At 71.8% G+C, this 20,426-nt stretch carries 20 protein-coding genes and 1 pseudogene; 7 read left to right on the forward strand and 14 right to left on the reverse strand.

Annotated elements, in window-relative coordinates:
• Window positions 1–62 precede the first annotated feature (62 nt).
• The 13 genes and pseudogenes from AC2W7E_RS11610 to AC2W7E_RS11670 all read right to left on the reverse strand — a co-directional run.
• A pseudogene (locus AC2W7E_RS11610) lies at window positions 63–866 on the reverse strand (iron chelate uptake ABC transporter family permease subunit); the annotation flags it as partial.
• Entirely contained in the window at window positions 863–1,894 is a 1,032-nt protein-coding gene (locus AC2W7E_RS11615) for an ABC transporter substrate-binding protein (RefSeq protein ID WP_025104021.1), read from the reverse strand. The pseudogene AC2W7E_RS11610 and the gene AC2W7E_RS11615, both read right to left, overlap by 4 nt.
• Before the next feature lie 24 nt (window positions 1,895–1,918).
• Window positions 1,919–2,758, reverse strand: a complete 840-nt coding sequence (locus tag AC2W7E_RS11620; RefSeq protein WP_378869185.1) for an ABC transporter ATP-binding protein — start codon at window positions 2,756–2,758, stop codon at window positions 1,919–1,921.
• 1 nt (window position 2,759) lies between these two features.
• Entirely contained in the window at window positions 2,760–3,713 is a 954-nt protein-coding gene (locus tag AC2W7E_RS11625; protein WP_249520944.1) for a siderophore-interacting protein, read from the reverse strand.
• A complete protein-coding gene (locus AC2W7E_RS11630) occupies window positions 3,703–4,503 on the reverse strand; it encodes an ABC transporter ATP-binding protein (protein WP_378869181.1) in 801 nt (266 codons plus the stop codon). The genes AC2W7E_RS11625 and AC2W7E_RS11630 overlap by 11 nt, the downstream gene beginning before the upstream one ends.
• Complete coding sequence (locus tag AC2W7E_RS11635) at window positions 4,500–5,573, reverse strand: FecCD family ABC transporter permease (protein WP_025104025.1); 1,074 nt, start codon at window positions 5,571–5,573, stop codon at window positions 4,500–4,502. Before AC2W7E_RS11635 ends, AC2W7E_RS11630 begins: the two co-directional genes overlap by 4 nt.
• Complete coding sequence (locus tag AC2W7E_RS11640; protein WP_374461091.1) at window positions 5,570–6,613, reverse strand: FecCD family ABC transporter permease; 1,044 nt, start codon at window positions 6,611–6,613, stop codon at window positions 5,570–5,572. Before AC2W7E_RS11640 ends, AC2W7E_RS11635 begins: the two co-directional genes overlap by 4 nt.
• Before the next feature lie 32 nt (window positions 6,614–6,645).
• Window positions 6,646–7,671, reverse strand: a complete 1,026-nt coding sequence (locus AC2W7E_RS11645) for an iron-siderophore ABC transporter substrate-binding protein (protein WP_126894078.1) — start codon at window positions 7,669–7,671, stop codon at window positions 6,646–6,648.
• A gap of 233 nt (window positions 7,672–7,904) precedes the next feature.
• Entirely contained in the window at window positions 7,905–8,108 is a 204-nt protein-coding gene (locus AC2W7E_RS11650; protein ID WP_025104028.1) for a cold-shock protein, read from the reverse strand.
• A 73-nt stretch (window positions 8,109–8,181) separates the two neighbouring features.
• Window positions 8,182–11,049: a helix-turn-helix transcriptional regulator gene (locus AC2W7E_RS11655; RefSeq protein WP_485989148.1), complete on the reverse strand. Its 2,868-nt coding sequence runs from the start codon at window positions 11,047–11,049 to the stop codon at window positions 8,182–8,184.
• A 65-nt stretch (window positions 11,050–11,114) separates the two neighbouring features.
• Window positions 11,115–11,336, reverse strand: coding sequence for a hypothetical protein (locus AC2W7E_RS11660; RefSeq protein WP_485989149.1), 222 nt, complete (start codon window positions 11,334–11,336; stop codon window positions 11,115–11,117).
• Window positions 11,337–11,468: 132 nt separating this feature from the next.
• Complete coding sequence (locus AC2W7E_RS11665) at window positions 11,469–12,557, reverse strand: DUF998 domain-containing protein (protein WP_485989150.1); 1,089 nt, start codon at window positions 12,555–12,557, stop codon at window positions 11,469–11,471.
• A 94-nt stretch (window positions 12,558–12,651) separates the two neighbouring features.
• A complete protein-coding gene (locus tag AC2W7E_RS11670; RefSeq protein ID WP_105949107.1) occupies window positions 12,652–13,107 on the reverse strand; it encodes an SRPBCC family protein in 456 nt (151 codons plus the stop codon).
• Window positions 13,108–13,208: 101 nt separating this feature from the next.
• On the opposite strand from AC2W7E_RS11670, the gene AC2W7E_RS11675 reads away from it, so the two are divergent.
• From AC2W7E_RS11675 to AC2W7E_RS11705, 7 genes are all read left to right on the forward strand, one after another.
• On the forward strand, window positions 13,209–14,246 hold the full coding sequence (locus tag AC2W7E_RS11675; RefSeq protein ID WP_025104033.1) for an FUSC family protein: 1,038 nt from the start codon (window positions 13,209–13,211) through the stop codon (window positions 14,244–14,246).
• A gap of 106 nt (window positions 14,247–14,352) precedes the next feature.
• Entirely contained in the window at window positions 14,353–15,012 is a 660-nt protein-coding gene (locus tag AC2W7E_RS11680; protein WP_085604644.1) for a DNA alkylation repair protein, read from the forward strand.
• Between the two features lie 123 nt (window positions 15,013–15,135).
• Window positions 15,136–15,738, forward strand: coding sequence for a purine-nucleoside phosphorylase (deoD, locus tag AC2W7E_RS11685; RefSeq protein WP_485989217.1), 603 nt, complete (start codon window positions 15,136–15,138; stop codon window positions 15,736–15,738).
• A 110-nt stretch (window positions 15,739–15,848) separates the two neighbouring features.
• Window positions 15,849–16,220 (forward strand): roadblock/LC7 domain-containing protein, encoded by a 372-nt coding sequence (locus AC2W7E_RS11690; RefSeq protein WP_485989151.1) that lies wholly within the window; start codon window positions 15,849–15,851, stop codon window positions 16,218–16,220.
• Window positions 16,221–16,288: 68 nt separating this feature from the next.
• Window positions 16,289–16,852: a GTP-binding protein gene (locus tag AC2W7E_RS11695; protein WP_338567192.1), complete on the forward strand. Its 564-nt coding sequence runs from the start codon at window positions 16,289–16,291 to the stop codon at window positions 16,850–16,852.
• Entirely contained in the window at window positions 16,849–17,349 is a 501-nt protein-coding gene (locus tag AC2W7E_RS11700; RefSeq protein WP_485989152.1) for a roadblock/LC7 domain-containing protein, read from the forward strand. Before AC2W7E_RS11695 ends, AC2W7E_RS11700 begins: the two co-directional genes overlap by 4 nt.
• Window positions 17,350–17,373: 24 nt before the next feature.
• The gene (locus AC2W7E_RS11705; protein ID WP_485989153.1) at window positions 17,374–19,983 is read left to right on the forward strand and encodes a DEAD/DEAH box helicase; all 2,610 of its coding nucleotides are present in this window, start codon (window positions 17,374–17,376) and stop codon (window positions 19,981–19,983) included.
• 15 nt (window positions 19,984–19,998) lie between these two features.
• Here the strand turns inward: AC2W7E_RS11705 and AC2W7E_RS11710 are convergent, their stop codons facing one another.
• Window positions 19,999–20,388 (reverse strand): VOC family protein, encoded by a 390-nt coding sequence (locus AC2W7E_RS11710; RefSeq protein WP_025104040.1) that lies wholly within the window; start codon window positions 20,386–20,388, stop codon window positions 19,999–20,001.
• Window positions 20,389–20,426 lie beyond the last annotated feature (38 nt).

A 20,426-nucleotide genomic window follows, 5' to 3' on the forward strand; every position in this document is an offset into this window, starting at 1 on the left:
ACCCGCGTCAGCAGCCGCGCGAGCACCGGCGCGCACAGCCCCACGAATCCCATCGGCCCGGCGAGCGTCACCGCGACCGCCGTGAGGGTGACCGCGAGCAGGATCCCGATGGTCCTGGTCGACCGGATCGGCACGCCGAGCGACGAGGCGGTGTCGTCCCCCAGCGTGAGGATGTCCAGGCGCCGCGCGAGCACGAGGGCCAGCACCGTGACGACCACGACGACCGGCGCCGCCTGGAGGAACGCGGTGAGTCCGAGCTGCGACAGGCTCCCGCTCCCCCAGGCGAGCAGTCCCTTGGTCTCCTCGTCGAACAGGATGAGCAGCGTCGAGGTCGCGGCCTGGAAGGCGAGCGCCAGCGCGGAGCCCGCGAGGATGAGGCGGGTCGTGGACGACCCCGCCCCGCCGGCGAGACCGAGCACGATGCCCGCGGCGACGATGCCGCCCGCGAACGCCACCGCCCCGGAGGCCCACACCGGCACGGCGATCCCGAATGCGGCGAGCGCCGTGACGGCGAGATAGGCCCCGGCGGTCACGCCCAGCGTGTCCGGCGACGCAAGGGCATTGCGGGCGAGGGACTGCAGCAGGATGCCGGCGACCCCGAGGGCCACGCCCACCGCGACACCGGCGGCGAGCCGCGGCACCCGCGAGCCCCAGAGGACGTCGGTGTCGGCGAACACCGCGCCGCTCGTGCCCTGGGTGAGGTGCCAGCAGGCGACCGCGACCAGCACGACGGCGAGAGCGACGAGCACACCGACGCCCGTCCACACCGCGGGCTTCCGACCCTCCGCCCCCACGGGGACGGCGGACGCCGGGGCGTCGGGCTCCGCGGTCGCCGTCGTGTCGTCGAGGCGGAGGGTCTCCGTCACTTGGAGAGCACCTCCAGGTAGCCGTCGATGATCTGCGCGGTCGAGCGCGGACCCCCGAAGGTCCAGATACCGGCCGGGAACGCGGTCAGGCGGTCCTCCGCCACCGCGGGGAGCGAGGTCCAGGCGGGGTTGTCCGCGAGGGCGTCGACGAAGCTCTCGGAATCCGGGTCCGCGGTGCCGGTGTAGAACAGGTTCGCGTCGCCGACCGTCGTCATGCCCTCGACATCGGTCTGTCCGAGGCCGTACACGGGGTCGACCTCACCGGTCCAGGCGTTCGTCAGCCCGAGCTCCTCGCCCACCTCGCCGACGAGCGAGCCCTGGCCGAACGGACGCAGCGCCACGTTGCCGCCGTCGACCCAGCCGTCGAAGAACACGAAGTCGGTCGTGGCGAGGTCGCGGTCGGCGAGCTCGGCCTTCGCGGTGTCGAGGTGGTCCTGGAACTCCTCGGTGACGACGTCGGCCCGCTCCTCGCGGCCGGTGACCTGCGCGATGAGGTCGAAGGTGTTCAGCATCTTGGCGATCGGGTCCTTCGCATCGGCGCCGATCGTCGCGAGCACGGGCACGTCGTAAGCCTCGAGCTGCGCGACGATGGGGTCGTCCGCGGCGTTGACCTCGACGATCACGAGGTCGGGATCGGTGCCGAACAGCGTCTCCAGGTTCGGCTCCTGACGGGTGCCCACGTCCACGACGCCTTCCGGCAGCTCCTCCGCCGTGACCCAGGTGCTGTACCCCTCGGCGTCGGCCACCGCGACCGGCGTCACGCACAGCGACAGGGCGTCCTCAATCTGCTGCCACTCGAGCACCGCGATCCGCTCGGCCGGCTTGTCGAGCTCCACCGTGCGGCCGAGATCGTCGGTGACGGAGACCGCCCCGGTCGAGGTGCTCGTGGTGTCGTCCGTGCAGCCCGCGCTCGTCGAGGTCGGGGCGTCGGACCCCTCGGCGGACGGCGTCTGCGTGGTGCCGCAGCCGGCGAGCGCGAGGGTGAGGGCGCCGCCGAGGGCGAGCACGGCGAGGGGGGTCTTCTTCATCGGTGGTTCCTTCAGGGGTCGGGATCAGGAGGCGGAGGGGGCGCGGAGGCGACCGTGGTGGCGGCCGCGCGGACGCACCCGCACCAGGCCGGTCTCCTCGTCGAGGGCGGTGTCGATGCGCAGTCCGTACACGTGCGACAGGTTCTCGCCGGTGAGCACCTCGGCGGGAGCCCCCGCCGAGTGGACCCGGCCGCGGTGCATCAGCACGACGTCGTCGGCGACCGAGGCGGCGTGGTCGAGGTCGTGCAGCACGACGCCGAGCGCGGTGCCGTGGTCGTCGGCGAGCTCCCGCACCAGATCGAGGGTCTCCACCTGGTAGCGCAGGTCGAGGTGGTTGGTCGGCTCGTCGAGCAGCAGCACCCCGGTGTCCTGGGCGAGTGCGGTCGCCAGCCAGACGCGCTGCAGCTCGCCGCCGGAGAGCTGGTCGACCGGACGGGCGGCCATCGCGGACAGGCCGGTGAGGGCGAGGGCGCGCGCCACGGCGGCACGGTCGGCGTCGCTCACGCCGGAGAACCGCCCGCGGTGCGGATGGCGGCCGTAGGCGACCACGTCGGCGACCTCGATCCCGGAGGGGTGCGGCCGGGACTGCGACAGCATCGCGACGGTCTTCGCGAACTCCTTGGCGGAGAGGGTGGCGGCGTCGCGCGACTCCGCGCCGCCGACGCTCACGGTCCCCGCCTCGATGCGGTGCAGCCGCGCGAGGGCGCGGAGGACGGTCGACTTGCCGCTGCCGTTCGGTCCGATCAGCGCGGTCACCCGGCCCGGCGCGAGGCGCAGGGAGACGTCGTGCACGACCCGGGTGCGGCCGTAGCCGAGGACGAGGGATTCCCCCGCGAGGCTGTGGCGATCGATGGCGTCGGTCATCTCAGCCCCGCATCGCGACGCCGCGGCGCCAGTAGCCCATGAACGCGACCTGCGCGCGGTCGATCCCGAGGTCCTTCACGAGGTGCCGACGCAGCGTCGTCACGACACCGCTCTCGCCCGCGATCCAGAAGTAGCGGCCGGCCGCGTCGTCGGGCGCGATCTCCTCTCCCAGGCTCGAGTACTCGGGGGTCTCCCAGAGGAGGTCCTCCCCCTCGATGTCGGTGACGCGGATCTCGTCCCCGGCATCGTCGTCGCCCAGGTGCTCGAGCACCGCGGGGATGAGGCGGAACCCGTGCGGCTCGCCGGCGTCGCGCGGCAGCCAGTGCACGTCCACCCCCGCCGGAACGTCGATCGCGAGGACATCCGCGGGCGACGGCACCTCGATGAACGCCGTGCCGCGGAGGTCGCGCGGGGCGTCCTCCAGGATGCGGGCGATGGCGGGGGCCGCGGTCTCATCCCCGACGAGGACCACCGAGGTCGCCGCCCCCGGGGCGTACTCCGCGCCGCCGTGCGCGACGACGCCCCGACGCGGGCCGACCAGCCACAGCTCCTGGCCCACCGCGGCCGTGCTCGCCCACCGAGACGCCGGACCGGTGAGCCCCGGCTCCAGGTGCAGCACGAAGTCGATGTCGACCTCGGTGCGGCCGTCGTCGTCGACCCGCAGCTCGCGCACGGAGTAGGTGCGCATCGAGCCGCGCTCCTCCTCCGGGACGGACAGGTACGAGCCCCACCAGTCGTACGTCGACCGGTCGATCTCGGCGAGCACGCCGGACGCGGGCGGGAAGACGAGCTTGACCCGGCTGTCATACACCTCCCCCGGCGTCCCCAGCTCGCTGAGCTCCTCGCCGCCGAGCGTCACCCGCACGAACGACGGGGAGACGCGGGAGACGGCGCGCACCTCGGCGCGGGTGAGGATGTAGGTCGGGCGCTCGGTCGTGGTGGATTCAGCGGACATGATGCCTTCCGATGGGGGTGACCATCGGCTTGCCGGAGACCGGGTCGATGGTGATCTGGTTGGGGAGGCCGAAGACCTCCTGCACGAGCTCGGCGGTGACGATGTCCTGCGGGGCGCCGATCGCGTGCACGCGGCCGTCCTTCATGGCGACCAGCTCGTCGGCGTAGCGCGCGGCGAGGTTGAGGTCGTGCAGCACCATGACGATCGTGGTGCCGCGGGCCACGCTGAGGTCGGTGAGCAGGTCGAGCACCTCGACCTGGTGGGCGACGTCGAGGAACGTCGTCGGCTCGTCCAGCAGCAGGATGTCGGTCTCCTGCGCGAGGGCCATCGCGATCCAGACGCGCTGCCGCTGACCGCCGGAGAGCTCGTCCACGCTGCGGTCGGCGAGGTCGCTGATGCCGGTCGCGTCCAGGGCGTCGGCGACGACCTCGTAGTCGTGCGCACTCCACCGCGACAGGGCCCGCTGGTGGGGGTGACGCCCGCGACCGACGAGGTCGGCGACGGCGATGCCCTCGGGGGCCACGGGCGACTGGGGCAGGAGGCCGAGGATGCGCGCGACCTCCTTCGTGGGCCGGGCATGGATCGACTTCCCGTCGAGCACGACCTCCCCGTCCCCCGGGGACAGCAGCCGGGCGAGGGCGCGCAGCAGCGTCGATTTGCCGCAGCCGTTCGCGCCGACGATCGTGGTGATCTTCCCCGGCGCGATCTGCAGGTCGAGGCCCTCGACGACGGTGCGGTCGCCGTACGAGAGGGTGACCCCCTCGGCGGACAGGCGGTGGGCGGCGGTCACAGCGAGCCTCCGGTGCGGTTGGTGCGGATGAGCAGATAGATGAGGTACGGCGCGCCGACGACGCCGGTGACCACGCCGACCGGGTAGCGCGCGCCGAGCGCGAACTGGGCGATGAGGTCGCCGCCGAGCACGAGCACCGCCCCGACGAGGCCGCTGGGCAGCAGCAGCGTGGCGCCGGGACCGGTGAGCCGCGCGGCGATGGGTCCGGCCATGAACGCGACGAACGCGATCGGCCCGGTGGCGGCGGTCGCGAAGGCGAGGAGGGCCACGGCGCCGAGGATGAAGACGAGGCGCGTGGCGGTGACCCGCACGCCGAGCCCCGCGGCGGAGTCGTCGCCGAGCTGGAGCGTGCCCAGCGCCCGCCCCTGCGAGAGCAGCAGCGGCACGAGGATCGCGGCGGCGATCGCCATCGGCAGCACCCGCTCCCAGGACGCGTTGTTGAGGCTGCCGGTGAGCCACTGCATCGCGGTCTGGATGTCCCAGTTCGCGGCCCGGGACAGCAGGTAGGAGATGACGCTCTGCAGCATCGCCGCGACGCCGATCCCGATGAGGATGAGGCGGGTGCCCGCGAAGCCGCCCTTGATGGCGAGGAGGTAGATCGCCAGCGCCGTCACGAGGGCGCCGACGAGCGCGAGGAGCGAGACGGCAGGGCCGTTGAGCGAGAGCACGACGATGCCGAACACCGCGGCGGCGCCGGCGCCGTTCGAGATGCCGATGATGTCCGGCGAGGCGAGCGGGTTGCGCAGCATGGTCTGGAAGGTGACGCCCGCCATGCCGAACGCGAGGCCCGTGAGGATCGCGAGGACGGCGCGCGGCAGGCGCAGGTCGCCGACGGTGAACGACGCACCGGGCACCGTCTCGCCGAGGATCACGCGGATGACCTCGTCGAGCGGGTAGAACGTGTTGCCGACCATGAGCGCCACGACGAACAGCACGATCACGACGACCCCGAGGGCGAGCGTGACCACGGCATGACGGCGGTGGCGTGCCCGGCGGCCGGCGATGATGCGCGCGGTGCGGGCGGCGGCGGACTCGTCGCCGCGGACGAGGGTGTGCTCGGTCGTGCTCACAGCTCCCGCACCTTCTGTCGGCGGACGATCCAGATGAAGAACGGCGCCCCGATGATCGCGGTGATGATGCCGACCTGGATCTCCTCGGACGACGGCGAGATCACGCGGCCGACGATGTCGCTCGCGGTGAGCAGCGCCGCGCCGGCGAGGGCCGAGAAGGGCAGCAGCCAGCGGTGGTCGGTACCGACGAGCATCCGGCACATGTGCGGGACGATGAGCCCGACGAACCCGATCGGTCCCGCGATGGCCGTCGCCGCGCCGGCGAGGATGACCGCGCCGAGGGCCGACAGCATCCGGGTGCGCAGCACGTGCTCGCCGAGGCCCTTGGCCATGTCGTCGCCGAGCGCGAGGGAGTTCATGCCCGGGGCGCACAGGAAGCAGATGAGGGCGCCGACCGCGAGGACCGGGGCGGTGATCGCGATCCGCGGCCACTCCGCCCCGCCGACGCCGCCGATCTGCCACGACTGGAACGTCTGCAGCAGGTCGACCCGCGGCAGCATGACCGCGCTGATGAGCGAGGCGAACGCGGCGGAGGTCGCCGCCCCCGCGAGGGCCAGCTTGAGCGGGGTGGCTCCGCCGCGACCGAGGGAGCCGACGGTGTACACGAAGACGGCGGCGGCCGCGGCGCCGACGATCGCGAAGGCCATCTGCCCGTAGGGGTTGCTGAGTCCGAAGAACGCGATGCCGAGGACGACCGCGAAGGAGGCGCCGTTCGAGACCCCCAGGATGCCGGGGTCGGCCACGGGGTTGCGCGTGACGGCCTGCATGGTCGCCCCGGCGAGCGCGAGGGCCGCCCCCACGAGGAGCGCGAGCACGGTGCGGGGGATGCGCTTGACGACCGCGGCCTGCGCGATCGTGTCGGTCTGGCCGGAGAGCGCCGCGGCGATGTCGTCGAGCGTGACCGCGCGCACCCCGAACGACACCGAGAGCACGACGAGCACGAGGATCACTCCGACCCCGGCGAGCAGCCAGAGGGTGCGCACCACCGTCGGACGCCGCAGGGTGGCGGCGTCCGACGCGAGGACGGGTGCTGAGATCACGACGACTCTCCGCTGGGGGGCGGACGCGGAGCTTACTTCGCGAGCGGCGCGGCGAGGATGGCCAGGTAGTCCTCGAGACCCCACGGGATCGACAGCGCCGACGGGTTCGCCGATGCGGCGATGGGCGTGGCGTCCGGGAGGATCGCGACGCGGCCCTCCGCGATGGCGGGGATCTTCGACAGCAGCGGGTCGGCCTGCAGCGTGGCCAGGGTGGAGTCGTCGCCGTAGGTCACCAGCACGTCCACGTCGTCGAACTTCTGCGCCTCCTCGGCGCTCACCTGCAGGTAGAACTGGTCGCTGTCCGCGTTCTCCTCGACGATCGCGGGGAGCGGCAGGCCGAGGTCGTGCAGGTACCCGGGGCGAGTGTCGGCCGCGGTGTAGTAGCCGATCTGGCTGAGGTCGCTCGGGTCGAAGTAGGCGAAGAGCACCTTCTTGCCCTCGAGTGCACTGTTGGCCGCGAGGGCGGCGTCGGCGTCGGCGTGCAGGTCCTCGATCAGGGCCTCGCCCTCGGCCTCGAGCCCCAGGGCCTTGGCGTTCATCTCGACCATGTCGTCGACGGAGGTGCCCCACGCGACGTCGGGGTAGGCGACGACCGGCGCGATCTTGGAAAGCGTGTCGTACTCCTCCTGCGTGAGGCCGGAATAGGCGGCGAGGATCACGTCGGGAGCGGTGTCGGCCACGGCCTCGTAGTCGATGCCGTCGGTCTCGTCGAAGAGCACCGGGGTCTCGCCGCCGAGCTCATCGAGCTTCTCCTCGACCCAGGGGAGGATGCCGTTGTCGTCGTCATCGCCCCAGGTGGCCTTGCTCATGCCGACCGGGACGATGCCGAGGGCCAGCGGCACCTCGTGGTTCGCCCACGCGATCGTCGCCACGCGCTCGGGCTTCTCGTCGATGGTCGTCTCGCCGTAGACGTGCTCGATGGTGACGGGGAACGCGTCGTCGGAGGCCGGGTTGCCCCCGGTGGTCGCGGTCGACTCCGGCGCGGAGGACGAGCAGGCGGACAGCGTCACGGCGAGCGCGGCAGCTGCGCCGAGGGCGAGGAGTCGAGAGGTGCGCACAGGCGTTCCCTTCGGGATGGGAGATGGGGTGTCGACGCGAGAGCGTCCGGCCTTTGGTAAGCCTCGCCTAATCTAACACGGAGGTTAGGGCGCCCTCACTCCCGTTTCGAATCGCTCACCTTGTCCCATCCGGCGCCCGGATGCCGCAAAGTGGGCGATTCGAAGGTGCCGGGGCAGCGAAAAGCCGGCCGGACCCGTACGGATCCGGCCGGCTTCAGGAAGTCAGCGCACGCTCAGAGAGCGCGGATGTTCGCCGCCTGCATGCCCTTGGGGCCACGCTCAGCGTCGAATTCGACCTTCTGGTTCTCGCGGAGCTCCTTGAAACCGGAGCCGGCGATAGCCGAGTAGTGGGCGAAGAGGTCTTCGGTGCCGTCATCGGGAGCGATGAAGCCGAAGCCCTTCTCTGCGTTGAACCATTTCACAGTGCCAGTGGCCATGTGTTTTCTACTTTCTGTTGACCGGCCGCTCACGCGGCCTGCATCATGCCGATGATCCGACATGCATGCTCGGTCACGCTACCACGGCGGACTGACGGGACTCCCCCTCTTCGGCCGTGCGATGGGCGAGCGCCGCCTCGGTGCGCGTGCTCACGCCGAGCTTCCGCAGCACCGCCGAGACGTGGACACTGACGGTCTTCACGCTGATGAACAGGCGCTCCCCGATCTGGCGGTTGCTCAGCCCCTCCGCGATGAGGGCGAGCACCTGCCGCTCCCTGGCCGTCAGCTGCTCCGCGTCGGCGGCCTCGCGGGGCCCGGTCGGACGCAGCCCTGCCGCCTCGCCGAACCCCGCCAGAGCCTTCTGCAGCGGCACATGGCCGAGCCCCTCGGCGATCTCCGTCGCCGCCGTCAGCACGGCAGCGGCCTCGGCGCGCTCTCCGTCGGCGACGTGCAGCCGGGCCCGCTCGAGCCGCAGCACCACACGGAAGGTGACCGGCACGTCGTCGCCGTCCGCGCACCGCAGCGCCTCGTCGACCGCGGCCGGACTCGGGTCGAGCAGGGCGTGCAGCACCGTCGACCACGCGTCGTCCTGCAGCTCCGGCGGCTGCGCCTCCCAGGCCGTCCGCACAGCCGCGACCGCCGCATCGACGTCGGCCCCGCCCGCACGCAGCGCCGTCACGAGGGCGCCCGCCTCCAGGAGCAGCCGCCGCTGATGCAGCAACGCCGGCCGGTCGTCCTCCAGCATCTCCCCGATCACGTCGAGCGCCCCGCGGAGGTCGCCCTGACTCTCGGCGACGGCGACCTGCATCGTGATCCGGTCGTACCAGATCTGCCGCTCCGAGACTCCGGTCTCCTCGAACGCCGGCAGCCACTCCTGCAGGGTCTCCGCGGCCTCCGCGGCCCGGCCCCGCCAGGCGAGCACCCGCACCCTGGTCATGCTCACGTACATCCGGAACACCCGCAGCGTGCCCTGCAGGAAGTCCCGGGCCAGCATGTCCTCGACCTGGTCGATCTCGCCGAGCTCGAGCAACGGCACGATCATGTTCTGCGCCATGATCGAACCCGAGGTGCGCTCGACGCGGAGCTCACGAGCCCGGCGCAGCCCCTCCTCGGCGACGGCGACGGCCTCCCGGTAGCGGCCCAGCAGCGTCAGCAGGTCGGAGTAGTTGACGCGGTAGCGCATCTCGGCCGTCGATCCGGCGGCGAGGTCGCGCGCACGCTCGTACTCGCGCACCCCAGCCGCGACCCGGCCGAGATGGGCCAGCGACCCGCCGCGGACGTTCGCGGCGATCGAGAGCTGATCCGTCGTCGCGGCGCCCGCGGCCCGACGCTCCGCCTCGTCGGCGAGCCGGATCGCCTCCTCGCGATCGCCCGCGATCATGCGACGGCTCGCCAGCTGATTCAGCAGCTCCGCGCGGAACGCCTCGTCGTCGACGCGCTCCGCGAGCGCGAGCGCCTCCTGGAGGAGCGGGATGGCCCCGAGGCGCCCGAGATTGACGAGATACAGCGCCTTGTTGCGGAGCAGGCGCGCGTGCAGCCGCGGGTCGACCGTCGCCGGGTCGACCTCGCTCACCGCGACATTGGCGACCGCCAGCGCCCGCTCGCCGTCACCGGCGTTGCGGAGGACCGACCCGAGCACGTGGAGGAGGTCGAGACGTGCGAATCCTGTCGCCTCCTCCGCGTCCGGCACGAGCGGCCAGAGTTCGAGGACGAGCTCCCCGAACCGCGCCGCACTGGCGAAGGCGTACTGGGCCTTGGCCTGCCGCATGGCGTCGGCGGCGGACGCGATGGCGCGACGATCGTCCTGCGCGAGCTGCCAATGGTGGGCCAGGGCCGCCGTGTCGCCGCCGCCGTCCTCGTCCAGCACCTCGGCGTAGGCGCGGTGCAGACGCGCGCGCTCTCCGGGCAGCAGATCGTCGTGCACGGCCTCGCGCAGCAGCGCGTGCCTGAACCGGTAGTCGTCTTCGCCGACGACGACGATGCCGCTGCGCACGGCCTCGCGGACGGCGTCGTCGACCCGATCCTCCGGAAGCTCGACGAGACGCAGCAGCAGCGGATCCGTGAGCGGCCGCTCGGCGCCGGACAGGACCTGCACCACGCGGCGCGCATCGTCTCCGAGACGGTCGAACCGGGCGAGCAGGAGGTCGCGCAGGCTCTCCGGCAGGGGCCCCTGGGCGCACCCGGCGATCTCCTCCACGAAGAAGGGGACGCCCTCCGCCCGGACCTGCAGCCGCTCCAGCGCCGTCGCGGTCGGCGCACGTCCCGTGATCTGCGCGACGAGCTCGCCGACGGCATGGTCGTCGAGACGCGACACCGTCATCCGTTCGAGCAGTCGTGCGCGCGTGGCCTCGCCGATGAACCGGCTCACCGCGTCGCCTCGGCGCACGTCGTCGGTGCGGCAGGTGATGAGCAGCAGCAGGCGGCCGCGGTCGAGCGTGCGCAGGAGGAAGGAGAGGATCGCGAGGGTCGAGTCATCGGCCCAGTGCAGGTCTTCGACGACGATGACCTGCGGCGCCAGCTCCGTGGCGGCCTCGATGAGGGAGGCGATCGCGTCGCGCAGGCGTTCCGGACTGGTGCGGTCGCGGGCGGCGGGGGCGTCGACGAGCTCGGGCAGCAGCATGCCGAGCGCCTCGACGCCCACGCCGACCGCCTCACGCACGCGCTCGGCTCCCAGCCGCTCCACGAGCGAGCGGAGGATGCCCGCGAGGGGCCCGAACGGCGCACGCGAGGCGCCGAGGTCGAGGCACCAGCCGACGTGCACGTCTGCCGCGCTCGCGATCTCGGTGCCGAACTCCCGCACCAGCCGGGTCTTGCCGATCCCGGCCTCGCCCTCGACGAGCAGCGCGGCGGGCACGCCCTGGCGTACGCCGTCGAACAGGCGGCGCATCCCGGCGATCTCGGCGTCACGCCCGACCATCGCGGCGGAGGGGGCTGGGGCCATGGACCCATCGTGCCACTCCCCCCGGACATCCGGAGGGCCGGGGAACGACAGCACGACGCCGTCCGTCATCGGGCGACGACCGGATCGCACGCTCCCGCGTGGGACGCCCGCGGCACCGCCGTTCCCCGGCGTGCGAGGCGGCGCAGGAGCCGACGCAGCGGACCCGCCGGACGCGGCACGATCTGATCCGCGTGCTCCAGGAGCATCCGGCGCCGGGCGACCGCGCGTTCGATCTGCTCCTGCTCGAAGACGGTGACCTGATGGCTGAGGTACGGGTGGTCGAACATGATGTCTCCTCGACGGTTCGGTGTATCCCTACACTCCGCTCTGAGGTGCCCCCTCCACATCGGACGGATGCCCTATCTTCCGCGTTCCCTCCGCCCTTCCTTCCCTATGCCGACACAGGCCCTCACGCCGCATCAGGCTCCTGGCGCGCGAACCCGCCTGAGCTCGCGCGACTGCCTGCCCTGCCAGAGGGAGGGCCGCGCGGACGGACGGGTCCCCTCCGGTACGAGGATCGCGAGCACCCGCACGAGCGTCGTCATCCACAGCAGCCCGAGCCCGACGACGACCGCCTCCACCGCGGTCACCGGGAAGAAGCCGAGCGGCCACCACAGCAGCACGGCCGCGACCACGAGCACCCCCACCGCGACGGAGGTCACCACGAGGGCCAGGGGCCGGCCGGGGACGGTCAGCGTCGTCGCGGCGGCAGCCCCGAGGAAGAGGAGCAGCGCCGCGACGGCAGCGATGTCGTGCGGAACGGGGGCCCGGTACAGCGGCAGGAGCCCGACGGCGGCGAGCGCGAGTCCGGCCGCGGCCCACAGCACGACCACGGTCGCGATCCGGGACAGCGCGTCGTCGCCGCGCAGCCGGTGCAGGTCGCGCCCGATGTACGCGCCGACGGTGGCGACCAGCAGCCCGGCCACGACCAGGGTGCCGTTGAACGCCCAGCCCACCCCGAGCTGCGAGAAGTTCTCCTCCCACCACCGCGGGTCGACGGCGGTCACCATCGCGAACAGCGTGCCGATCACGAGGAACCCGAACAGGAGTCCGGCGAGGTCGGCGGTCCGGAGACCGATCCCCGCACCGAACGCGAGTCGTCCGCCGACCGCCGCCGCGACCCCCGTGAGCAGCCCGCCGCCGATCGCTCCGAGCGCGAGACCCCGCAGGCCCGCCGCGAGCACCTCCGCGGTGAGCAGCACGCCCATCGCCGTCACGGCCCCGAAAGCCACGGTGAGCGCGGCGGCGGAGAGCCGAGACACCGTCCGCTGCCAGCGCGGCATCCCCGCGGCCTCCCCCCGACGGTGCAGGAGCGTGCTGATGACGAAGGCCAGAGCCGCGATGCCGCCGGCGACTCCCGCGGCGGGCACCGCGAGGCCTCCCTCACCGGTCAGCGGCCGCGGCGGACCGGTGAGGAGCAGCGCTCCGGCGAGGGCTCCCCCGACGAAGCAGACCACGGTCGCGACGACGGCCCGCGCCTCGCCGCGCAGACGCTCCCTCGTGTCCATGCGCCCATGCAAGCACGCCCGTCCGACGTCCGCAGCCCCGCACGCGACGAGGCCCGGGCCGCAGACAGCGGTCCCGGGCCTCGACGCAGAGGTGTCAGGCGTCCACGTCACCGCGCCAGGCGCCGGTCTCGACGCCACGGCCCTCGATGAACTCCTTGAAGTTCTTCAGATCCTTCTTCACCGCATGGGATCCCGCGCCGACCAGCGCACCGACCTTCTCCAGCAGCCCCTCCGGCGCCCAGTCGAGCTGGACGGTCACCCGCGTGGTGTCGTCGTCGAGCTTGTGGAACGTCACGACGCCCGCGTGCTCGGTCTCGCCGCCGACGCTGTTCCACGCGACGCGCTCATCCGGGTGCTGCTCGGTGATCTCGGCGTCGAACTCACGCTCCGCGCCCCCCACGTTCACCTTCCAGTGCGTGTGGGTCTCGTCGATCTGCGTGATGGAGACGACCTCGTCGAGGAACTTCGGGAAGCTCTCGAACTGCGTCCACTGGTTGTACGCCGTGCGGACGGGAACGTCGACGTCGATGGTCTCGATGATCTGCACCATGGGGATGCTCCTCACTTGTTCGTCGTTGGTGTGCCTCCATTCAGCCTGCTGGGCGCGAGAAGGGCGATGGGGTTGACATCGGCCCGACTACCGTGGAGGTCATGCGCATCCCCGCCGCGATCCGCGCCTCCCAGCGCTCCCCCCTGCTGCAGGTGGTGAAGTCGGCCGCGGCGACCATCGCCGCGTGGCTGATCGCGGGCTGGGTCTTCCCCGGGCAGCTGCCGGTGTTCGCCGCGATCGCCGCGCTCCTGGTCGTGCAGCCCAGTGTCAACCAGTCGCTGTCGAAGGCGCTCGAGCGCAGCATCGGCGTGATCGTCGGGGTCGTCATCGCGGTCGGGCTCGGCCTGCTCCTCGGCTCGCCGAGCTGGATCGTGCTGCTGGCGATCGTCGTCGCGATGCTCGTGGCGTGGATCTTCCGGGCGTCCCCCGGCACCGGCAACCAGGTCGCGATCTCGGCGATGCTCGTGCTGGCGCTGGGGTCGTCGAGTCCGGAGTACGCGGTCGCCCGGATCGTGGAGACCCTGATCGGGGTGGTGATCGGCATCGTCGTGAACGCGCTGATCGTGCCCCCGGTGCTCGTCGAGCCGGCGCGGCGGAACGTGGGGCTGCTCGGGCGGGAGCTCGCCGCGAGCCTCGACCGCCTGGCGGACGCCCTGCCCGCCCCGCAGACGCCGGCGCGGCTCCAGGAGCTCATGGTCGAGGTGCGGCTGCTGCGGCCCATGAAGGATGCCGCCGCCGCCGCGATCGCCGCCGGGGAGGAGTCGCTCACGCTGAACCCGCGGCGTTCGACCCATCGTGCCGACCTGCAGGAGCTGAAGGCGCTGCTCGACCGGCTCTCGCCCATCGTCACGCAGACCATCGGCATGACCCGCGCCTACTTCGACCACTACGACGACCGGCTCGGCGAGGAGCCCGCGGTGACCGCGATCGCCGAGCAGCTCCGCCGCGCCGGACACGACGTGCGCCTCGCCGTGCAGACCACGGCGCCCTCCGCGGAGCCCGAGCCGCTGACCTCCGCGATCCCCGCTCTGACGGCTCCGCTCGTGATCCGTCCGCCGTCCTCGCAGCACTGGATCCTCATCGGCTCCCTCATGGAAGACCTCCGTCGCATCCGCGGCGAGCTCCTCGACGAGGACTGACCTCCCGCCGACCCACCCCCTTTCGCGCCTCCCGGCCCCCTAAGTGCGTCCGCAGGGGGCCGGGACGCACCGAAAGGGGTCGGTCGACGGGGGTTACCCTGGCGGGATGACAGTGGAGGAGGCGCTGGCGGAGCTCGCGGCGCTGGAAGACCCCAAGCAGCGCGCGGCGAACGAGAAGCGCGGCGACGACCACGGCATCAACCTGAGCCGGATGCGCGCCCTCGCGAAGCGCATTAAGACCGATCAGGCCCTCGCGCGGGAGCTCTGGGCGACGGGCGAGACGTCCGCCCGGCTGCTGGCCCTGCTCGTGTGCCGCCCGGCCGACTTCACCGCCGACGAGCTCGACACGATGCTGCGTGAGACCCGTCCGCCCAAGGTCAACGACTGGTTCGTCAACTACGTCCTCAAGAAGTCGCCCCTCGCCGAGGAGCTGCGTCGGCGCTGGTTCGACGACGCCGATCCCACCGTCGCCGCCGCCGCGTGGTCGCTCACGACGGGCCGGGTGACGAAGGACGCCGACGGCCTCGACCTGTCGCACCTCCTCGACCTCATCGAGCGCGACCTGCAGCAGGCCCCACCACGCCTGCAGTGGGCGATGAACGAGACCCTCGCGAACATCGGCATCTTCCATCCGGACCTGCGCGCACGGGCGGTGGACATCGGCGAGCGGCTCCAGGTCCTGGCCGACTACCCCACGGCCCCGGGCTGCACCTCGCCGTTCGCACCCCTCTGGATCGGGGAGATCGTCCGCCGTCGCGAGGGCTGAGTACGCTGAGCGGATGAGCACGCACATCGCCGCGGAACCCGGTCAGATCGCCCCCATCGTGCTGTTCCCCGGCGACCGCTGCGGGCGAGGTGGATCGCCGAGACCTTCCTCGACGACGCGGAGCTGTACTCCGAGACGCGCGGGATGCTGGGCTTCACCGGCACCTGGGAGGGGCATCGGGTCTCCGTCCAGGGCTCGGGGATGGGGCAGCCGTCGATGGCGATCTACGCGACGGAGCTGTTCACCCAGTACGACGTGCAGACGATCGTCCGGGTGGGGTCGTGCGGCGCGCTGACGGAGAAGCTCGCGGTGCGCGACATCATCATCGCCAACGGCGCGAGCACCGACTCCGGGATCAACCGCGTGCGCTTCCACGGCCTCGACTACGCTCCCCTCGCCGACTTCGCCCTGCTGCGCGCCGCGGTGGAGGCGAGCGAGAGGGAGCCCCTGTCGTCCACGGTGCACGTGGGGCCGCTGTTCTCGAGCGATCAGTTCTACAGCACGCGGCCGGAGCTCACCGCGCCCTTCGTGCAGCACGGCATCCTCGGCGTCGAGATGGAGGCCGCTGGCCTCTACACGCTCGCCGCGTTCCACGGACGCCGCGCGCTCGCGATCTGCACGGTCAGCGACCACATCGTCACCGGCGAGGAGACCACGGCCCAGGAGCGCGAGCAGACGTTCGGGGACATGGTGCGCATCGCCCTCCGCGCGGCGACCTCGGTCTGAGACTGGCCTCCTCGTCGAGTAACGTTATACACTTCACAGGTCGCGCGGCGCCGGGGACGACCGCACAGGGCGGTCGCTGCTGCGCGCGACGAAGACGACTGGGGAGAACCATGGCCACGCAAGATCAGCTCAACGCGCTGCTGGCGGACATCGAACGCGACATCAACGGATTCATCGGAGCGTCGATCGTCGACCTCGAATCGGGACTGCCGCTCGCCTCGAGCTCCGTCCGCCCGGACTTCGACCTCGAGGTCGCCAGCGCGTTCAACAGCGAGATCGTGAAGAACAAGAAGCGCACGATCGACGCCCTCGGCATCGAGGGCGAGCTCGAGGACATGCTGCTGACGCTGAACACGCAGCTGCACCTGCTCAAGGTGCTCGACGACGACCTGTTCATCTACCTGGCCGCCGATCGCCAGGCCACGAACCTCGCCCTGCTGCGCTCCTCGGTGAACCGCCGGGTCGCCGCGCTCGGCGCGTGATCCATGGGGCCGTGGGGAGCGGCCTCGGGAGAGGGCGACAGCGGAAGAGCGGTCCCGTGGAGCGGACGATGAGGCGCACGCGTCGGCGACGGACCGACCTGCCTCAGCGGTACCGCGTGATCTTCGCCGGTCCGGTGGGCGCGGGCAAGACGACCGCGGTCCGCGCCCTGAGCGATGTCCCGCCGGTGGACACCGACGTGCCGATGTCGCTCGCGAGCGGCGACGGGAAGACGACGACGACCGTCGGCCTCGATTACGGGACCTGGCGGCCCACGCCCGAGGTCTCCATCGCGCTCGTCGGCATCCCGGGGCAGGAGCGCTTCGCGTCCGCCCGGCAGCGGGTCTCGATGCCGGGCACTCGGGTGCTGCTCTGGCTGCGCGCGGACCACGACACCCTCGCAGCCGACGCCGAGGAGTGGCTGGACGTGTTCTCCGGAGACGAGCATCGGATCGTGATCGCCGTCAGCCACGCGGCAGGGCACGCGATCGGCGACATCCGCCACGATCTCGCCCCCGTGCTCGCTCGACACGGCATCCCCGTCTCCCGCGTCCTCGCGGCCGACGCGCGCGACCGCGACAGCGTGATGCGCGTCGCCGGTGCCGCTCTCGATCTTCCGGAGGAGAAGCCATGACCGGACCCGCCGGGCGGCAGGACGCCGCCGCGACGCCCGATCCGTCCCGCATGCACCCCGACGTCGCCGGCAACTGGGCGCTGTGGTCGCGGATCGTCGGCCCGTCGGCCCAGACCCGTCTGCAGCAGTTGGAGGAGCGCTTCCCGGAGCTGACGACCGCGGTCCTCGGGACCGCGGACGGCCTCCACATCGCCTCGCTCGGCGTCGACCCCGACGGCGGCGAGCAGCTCGCGGCGATGAACGGCTCCCTGTTCGGGGTCGCGCGGGCCGAGGCCGAGATCATCGCGGAGGGGACGGAGCCGACGCTGTCGGCCATCGTGTCGCTGTCCATCGGCGAGAACCAGATGGCGCTGCTGAGCTTCATCCTCGCGCCCTACGGCCAGCTCCTGCTCTCGGTGTCGGCCTCCTCTTCGCAGCTCGGCACCGTGATCGTGCACGCGCGCTCCACGGCGTACGAGCTGCTCACCGCGCTCGGGGTCACGGGATCGGCGACATGACGCAGATGGGATGATCGAAGCACCATGAATCCCACGCCGCGGCTCGAACCCTCTCTCGTTCCCGACGCGGCGGACCCCGATGCGGTCTACCTGGCGTTCGTGGAGTGGGCGGAGTCGACCGGCATCCGCCTGTACCCCGCGCAGGACGAGGCGCTCATCGAGATCGTCTCCGGCGCGAACGTCATCCTGTCCACGCCGACGGGCACCGGGAAGTCGCTCGTCGCGGTCGGCGCCCATTTCGCCGCACTGGTCGGCGGACGCCGGAGCTACTACACGGCACCGATCAAGGCCCTCGTGAGCGAGAAGTTCTTCGCGCTGGCGGACGTGTTCGGCGCCGAGAACGTGGGGATGGTCACGGGAGACTCCGCCGTGAACGCCGGTGCCCCCATCATCTGCTGCACCGCGGAGATCCTCGCGAACCTGGCCCTGCGCCAGGGCGATGCCGCCGACGTCAGCCTCGTCGTCATGGACGAGTTCCACTTCTACGGCGACCCCGACCGCGGGTGGGCCTGGCAGGTGCCGCTCCTCGAACTCCCGCAGGCGCAGTTCGTGCTGATGTCGGCCACCCTCGGCGACGTCACCACCCTCGCCGCCGACCTCACGCGCCGCACCGGACGCGAGACCGCCTCGGTCACGGGGGTCGAGCGCCCGGTCCCCCTGCACTTCTTCTACGAGACGACGCCCATCCACGAGACGATCGACGACCTGCTCAACACCGGGCAGGCACCGATCTACATCGTGCACTTCTCACAGGCGGCCGCCATGGAGCGGGCCCAGGCCCTGTCGAGCACGAAGGTCGCCACGCGTGAGCAGCGCGACGAGATCGCCGCCCTCATCGGCGGCTTCCGCTTCACGACGGCGTTCGGCAAGACGCTCTCCCGCTTCCTCCGGGCCGGCATCGGCGTGCACCACGCCGGCATGCTGCCGAAGTACCGCCGGCTCGTGGAGCAGCTCGCCCAGCGCGGTCTCCTTCGGGTCATCTGCGGCACCGACACGCTCGGCGTGGGCATCAACGTCCCGATCCGGACCGTGCTGCTCACCGCGCTGACGAAGTTCGACGGCACGCGGATGCGGCAGCTCAACGCGCGGGAGTTCCATCAGATCGCGGGCCGGGCCGGACGCGCGGGCTACGACACCGCGGGCACCGTCGTCGCCCAGGCCCCGGAGCACGAGACCGAGAACCTCGCCGCGATCCGCAAGGCCGGCGACGACCCGAAGAAGAAGCGGAAGATCATCCGCAAGAAGGCCCCCGACGGCTTCGTGTCGTGGGGCGAGCCGTCGTTCCGGAAGCTCATCGACGCGACGCCGGAGACGCTGACCTCGCACATGCAGATCACCAGCGCGATGCTGCTCAACGTCATCGCCCGGGGCGGGGATGTGTTCGGGAACGTCCGCCGGCTCGTCTTCGACAACCACGAGCCGCGCACCCGGCAGCGCGCGCTCGCCCTCCGCGCCCTCGCGATCTTCCGCACGCTCCGGGAATCGGGCGTCGTGGAGACGTTCGATACGGGCGTGCCCGGAGCGCCGAAGGGCGTCCGGCTCACGGTCGACCTGCAGCCCAACTTCGCGCTCAACCAGCCGCTCTCGCCGTTCGCCCTCGCGGCGTTCGACCTGCTGGACCTTTCGACAGGCTCAGGGACCCAGGCTTCGACAAGCTCAGGGACCCAGGCGCGTTCGGGAGACCAGGCGGGCTCGGGGGACCAGGGGGTCGGGACGGGGTCGTACGCGCTCGACATGATCTCGATCGTGGAGGCGACGCTCGACGATCCGCGCGCCGTGCTCAGCCAGCAGGAGTTCCTCGCGCGGGGCGAGGCGGTCGCCGCGATGAAGCGCGAGGGCATCGAGTACGACGAGCGCATGGAGCTCCTCGAGGCGATCACCTACCCGAAGCCCCTGGAGGAGCTCCTCGACGCGGCCTTCGAGACCTTCAGCGCGGCGCAGCCGTGGATCCGGGACTTCGCGCTGCACCCGAAGTCCGTCGTCCGCGACATGTACGAGCGGGCCATGTCGTTCGGCGAGTACGTCGCGTTCTACAAGATCGCCCGCTCCGAGGGCGTCGTCCTGCGGTACCTGTCGGACGCGTATCGCGCCGCCTCCCAGACGATCCCCGAGGAGCGGAAGGACGAGGACCTCCACGACCTCATCGCCTGGCTCGGCGAGCTCGTGCGCCAGATCGACTCCAGCCTGCTCGACGAATGGAGCGAGCTGACCGCCGGGACCGCGGCCCGCGGCGAGCCCGACGAGCCGATCGTCCCGCCCGCACCCAAGCGCCTCACGAGCAACACCCGCGCCTTCCGCACGCTCGTCCGCAACGAGCTCTTCCGGCGGGTGCAGCTCGCCGCCCGGGAGGACGTGGACGCGCTGGCCGAGCTCGACCCGACGTTCGGTGCCGCCGCCTGGTCCGACGCGCTGGACGCGTACTTCGCCGAGCACGACGACATCGGCACCGGACCGGACGCCCGCAGCTCCCGCATGCTGCTGCTCACCGAGGGTCCGACCGCGTGGACGGCGCGGCAGATTATCGACGACCCGGCCGGCGACCATGACTGGGGCATCAGCGCCACCGTCGATCTCGCCGCGTCGGACGAGGCCGGCGAGGCGGTCGTCACGGTGACGGCGGTCGACCGGCTGTGAGCGAGGCGGGCCCCGTCAGGCCTGCATGACGGCGAGCACGTTGCCCGCCGGGTCGCGGAACCACGCGATGTCCGGTCCCTGCCCGTTCCCCCTGACGATGCCGCGGGAGTCCGACGGGAACTCGTCGTCGCCGTAGATCTTGGTCTGCACCCCGCGCTCGTTGAGCTCCTCGACGGCAGCGTCGACGTCCGCCACCGGGAAGTTCAGGATCGTGAAGCTCGCCGGGGTGTGGTTCGGCTTCGCGTAGACGAGGACCGACCCGCCGCGAGGCAGACGCAGGTCGAGGAACCCCATCGCGTTGACCTCGACGTCGAGCCCGAGGGTCGTGCCGTAGAACTCTCTCGCCGCGTCGATGTCGTCGACGCTGAAACCGCTGAACGCGTTCTCCGCTGTGAAGGCTGCCATGTCCCCAGCATCCGCCTCCGCAGGCGCCCTGTCGACCC

It is taken from the genome of Microbacterium sp. CFSPD4_SD4 (assembly GCF_057364585.1).

Excerpts from the sequence above, each read along its gene's own strand:
- AC2W7E_RS11625 (WP_249520944.1), bottom strand. The coding sequence starts at position 3,713 with ATGTCCGCTGAATCCACCACGACCGAGCGCCCGACCTACATCCTCACC.
- AC2W7E_RS11670 (WP_105949107.1), bottom strand. The coding sequence starts at position 13,107 with ATGGTGCAGATCATCGAGACCATCGACGTCGACGTTCCCGTCCGCACG.
- AC2W7E_RS11690 (WP_485989151.1), top strand. The coding sequence starts at position 15,849 with ATGGCCACGCAAGATCAGCTCAACGCGCTGCTGGCGGACATCGAACGC.
- AC2W7E_RS11695 (WP_338567192.1), top strand. The coding sequence starts at position 16,289 with ATGAGGCGCACGCGTCGGCGACGGACCGACCTGCCTCAGCGGTACCGC.
- AC2W7E_RS11705 (WP_485989153.1), top strand. The coding sequence starts at position 17,374 with ATGAATCCCACGCCGCGGCTCGAACCCTCTCTCGTTCCCGACGCGGCG.
- AC2W7E_RS11660 (WP_485989149.1), bottom strand. The coding sequence starts at position 11,336 with ATGTTCGACCACCCGTACCTCAGCCATCAGGTCACCGTCTTCGAGCAG.
- AC2W7E_RS11615 (WP_025104021.1), bottom strand. The coding sequence starts at position 1,894 with ATGAAGAAGACCCCCCTCGCCGTGCTCGCCCTCGGCGGCGCCCTCACC.
- AC2W7E_RS11620 (WP_378869185.1), bottom strand. The coding sequence starts at position 2,758 with ATGACCGACGCCATCGATCGCCACAGCCTCGCGGGGGAATCCCTCGTC.
- AC2W7E_RS11710 (WP_025104040.1), bottom strand. The coding sequence starts at position 20,388 with ATGGCAGCCTTCACAGCGGAGAACGCGTTCAGCGGTTTCAGCGTCGAC.
- AC2W7E_RS11680 (WP_085604644.1), top strand. The coding sequence starts at position 14,353 with ATGACAGTGGAGGAGGCGCTGGCGGAGCTCGCGGCGCTGGAAGACCCC.
- AC2W7E_RS11665 (WP_485989150.1), bottom strand. The coding sequence starts at position 12,557 with ATGGACACGAGGGAGCGTCTGCGCGGCGAGGCGCGGGCCGTCGTCGCG.
- AC2W7E_RS11700 (WP_485989152.1), top strand. The coding sequence starts at position 16,849 with ATGACCGGACCCGCCGGGCGGCAGGACGCCGCCGCGACGCCCGATCCG.
- AC2W7E_RS11675 (WP_025104033.1), top strand. The coding sequence starts at position 13,209 with ATGCGCATCCCCGCCGCGATCCGCGCCTCCCAGCGCTCCCCCCTGCTG.
- AC2W7E_RS11650 (WP_025104028.1), bottom strand. The coding sequence starts at position 8,108 with ATGGCCACTGGCACTGTGAAATGGTTCAACGCAGAGAAGGGCTTCGGC.
- AC2W7E_RS11655 (WP_485989148.1), bottom strand. The coding sequence starts at position 11,049 with ATGGCCCCAGCCCCCTCCGCCGCGATGGTCGGGCGTGACGCCGAGATC.